General features: G+C 71.1%; 2 protein-coding genes. Both read left to right on the top strand.

Translation table 11 applies throughout. From position 1 onward, the window contains the following. On the top strand, nucleotides 1-2,107 hold a 2,107-nt coding region (locus D7W82_RS39060), incomplete at its 5' end, for a beta-ketoacyl reductase (protein WP_120623105.1). Between the two features lie 278 nt (nucleotides 2,108-2,385). Further along, a partial coding sequence (locus D7W82_RS39055; RefSeq protein ID WP_233588203.1) for an aminodeoxychorismate/anthranilate synthase component II occupies nucleotides 2,386-3,014 on the top strand: 629 nt, incomplete at its 3' end.

Genomic DNA, 3,014 nt, shown 5'->3' with positions numbered 1-3,014 from the left:
GCGCTCCGCCTCCAAGGGCCTCTCCTGCATTCCCTCCCTCGACTCCTCCGACCCTGAGCGCGCCTTCTGCTCCGCCGCCGCCTCCCTCCACTCCCTCGGCCTCGACCTCGACTGGAAGGGCTTGTTCGAAGGGCCTTCGCCCAAACGCATCAGCGTTCCCACCTATGCGTTCCAACGTCAGGCGTACTGGCTGCCCGCGCGGCCCCGGCAGACCGAGACGGATAGCGTCGCCCCGGTCCCCTCGGCGCCCACGGAGCCGGTCGCGCTCACGGGGCTCTGCCATGCTCCGCTCTGGGTCCGCGTGGAGGGCAAGGAGACAGCACCCCGGCGCTGGGCACTGGCGGCGCTGGGGGGCGCGGGCCCGCGCCTCGCTGAACTCAAGGCGGCGCTGACCCAGGACACGACTGTCACCACCGAGCTGCTCGTCACGCCAGCGGATGCGGCGCGGCTGCGGGCCGACGTGGCGGGCATCGTTCTGGTCCAGGAAGAGCTGCCCGTGGTGACCGCGCTGGGTGAACTGCGCCGCTGGCTGCTCGGGCTCGAGGAGCCGATGACGGCTGGACGGCCCATCGTGCTGGTGACCCGGGGGGCCCATGGAACGGGGGCGGGCGTAGCGTCTGCCTCGGCGCTCACGGCTCGCGCCCTGTGGGGAGCGGCGCGTGCGGCCTGCCTCGAGTTCGCGAAGGGCGCCAGGCTGGGTCTTGTCGACATCGGCACGACGGCCGCGCCGTCCGGGCTCTCGGCCGCGCTGGCGACCGCGGCCGCGGGAGATGAGCTGCGACTCGGCCGGGAGGGATGGCTACGGCAGCGCCTCGCGCCGCTTCCTCTCCCTCCCGTACAAGCACAGGCCTTGGTGGAGGAGCCTGGCCATGCGGCGGTCATCACGGGCGGCTTCGGAGGCGTGGGCTGGCAACTCGCAGTGCACCTGGTCCAGCGCGGTGTGCGCGAGTTGGTGCTTGTCGGCCGGTCCGCGCCCGGAGCGGCCGTGGACGCCACGCTCGCCGCGTGGAGGCGGACCGACATCTCGGTCACGGTGCTGCTGGGCGACGTGGCCGAGCCCGCGACGTGGGAGGCGATCCACCGCGAGGTCACGGCGCGGGGGCATCGCCTTGGAACCCTCTACCACTTCGCCGGAGTGCTCAAGGATGCCACGCTGGCGAACATCTCCGAGGCGGATCTGTCACGGGTGCTGCGGCCCAAGGTCCACGCCGCGAGTGCGCTGTTGGACGCGGTCGCCACGCTCGCACCAAGGCGGATTGTGCTCGCAGGCTCGCTCGCGGGAGTGCTTGGGTCGCCCGGACAGTTCGCGTACGCGGCCGCCAATGCAGCACTCGGGGTGGCCGCGGAGCATCTCGTGGCGGCGGGAATCCCCACGCTCGCGCTCGCCTGGGCACCGCTCGACGCCGGAATGGCGGCGAGCACACGGCGTGGAGGGAATGTCGAGCGCGTACCGAGGATGGCGTTGGCCCAGGCCTGGGAAATCATGGCCCGCGCCCTGGCTGCCGGGATCACAGAGCTGTCGGCCGGAGCGCTTGAGCAGGCCGGGCTCACAGCGCATGAGTTCGAGGTCCTGTCTCCCGGAGACCTTGGCCGACGGCTCTTTGTCGAAAAGCCCGCGCCGGCCGTTGAGCCCCAGGCGGTGCGGCCCGCGGCCGTGCAGGACGAACCCCGCGCCGCGGAGCGTGAACGCCCCGCCACGGGTGCCCTGCTCCAAGTCCAGCAAACCCTCGCAGAACTCCTGGGTGAGCGTACCGCCGACGCCATCGACCCCACCACCAACTTCCAGAACCTTGGCCTCGACAGCCTCATGCTCATCCGTCTTCGCGAGCAGCTCAACACCCGGCTGAAGGCGAAGCTCACTACGGCGACCCTCTACAGCTATCCGACCTCTCGTCTACTGGCCGAGCACATCACCGAGCAGCTCCGCACGACGACGGAGCCAGCCTCGTCCAATGGGGAGGGCGCGGCGAGGTCCGCCGAACCATCTGACTTGGCGACGGCGGTCGCCGAGCCCCCCGCGGGGCCGTTGGGGATCGAGGTAATGGACGACCTCGCGCAAGCCGAAAGACTCGCGGAGGAGCTGCTTCGGGAACTCGGCCTGCGATGAGGGTGTGGTCGCTGGGTCCCGGGCGGCATGCGGTCTCCCCGGCGAAGTGGTTCCAGTCACATTGACCGGAGGGGAAGGCCCCACGCCTTGCGCGGCTCGGCGCCAGGCAGCGTGCGGCCCCCTTTCGCCGGGCGTTGTCATGGCTCGCCGAATGACTAGGACCAGGAGGAAGGTCCTTGCTGCTCGCGCAGTCACTCGTATGTCGTTGATGCCTTCGCGCGACCGCCCGGCAGCCGTGCTCGAACCGTCTCCGCGCCTCCCACGGTAAGGTGCGCGCCGTGCGGCAGCGGACGCTCATCATCGACAACCACGACTCGTTCACGTTCAACCTCTTCCAGCTGCTGGCGGAGGTCGGGGGGACAGAGCCCCTCGTCGTGCGCAACGACGAGCGGCCATGGCGGGAGCTGCGCGGGCTCGCGTTCGACAACATCGTCATCTCCCCGGGCCCCGGGCGCCCCGACCACCCAGCGGACTTCGGCGTCTGCCGTGATGCGCTCCTCGAAGCGGACGTCCCCATCCTCGGCGTATGCCTGGGTCATCAGGGCCTGGGGCACATCCACGGCGCGCGGATCCAGCACGCACCGGAGGTCATGCACGGACGGCTGAGCCCCGTGCGCCACTCGGGGACGGACCTCTTCCAGGGCCTTCCGCAGGACTTCCAGGTGGTGCGCTACCACTCCCTCTGCCTCGCCCGGCCCCTGCCCGAGGACCTGGTGGAGACCGCCTGGGCCCCCGACGGCGTCCTCATGGCCCTGCGCCACGCCTCCCTCCCCCGCTGGGGCGTCCAGTTCCACCCGGAGTCCATCGCCACCACCCACGGACGTCAGCTCCTCGCCAACTTCATCCGCCTGAGCCGCGGGCACCAGGCCCACCGTCCCAGTCGCCCCCCTGAAGCGCCCCAGGAGAG

It is taken from the genome of Corallococcus sp. CA049B (genome assembly GCF_003611685.1).
Taxonomy (GTDB): Bacteria; Myxococcota; Myxococcia; order Myxococcales; family Myxococcaceae; genus Corallococcus; species Corallococcus coralloides.
Note: the sequence above shows the minus strand (reverse complement) of the source record. Positions and strands in the feature narration are given on the sequence as shown.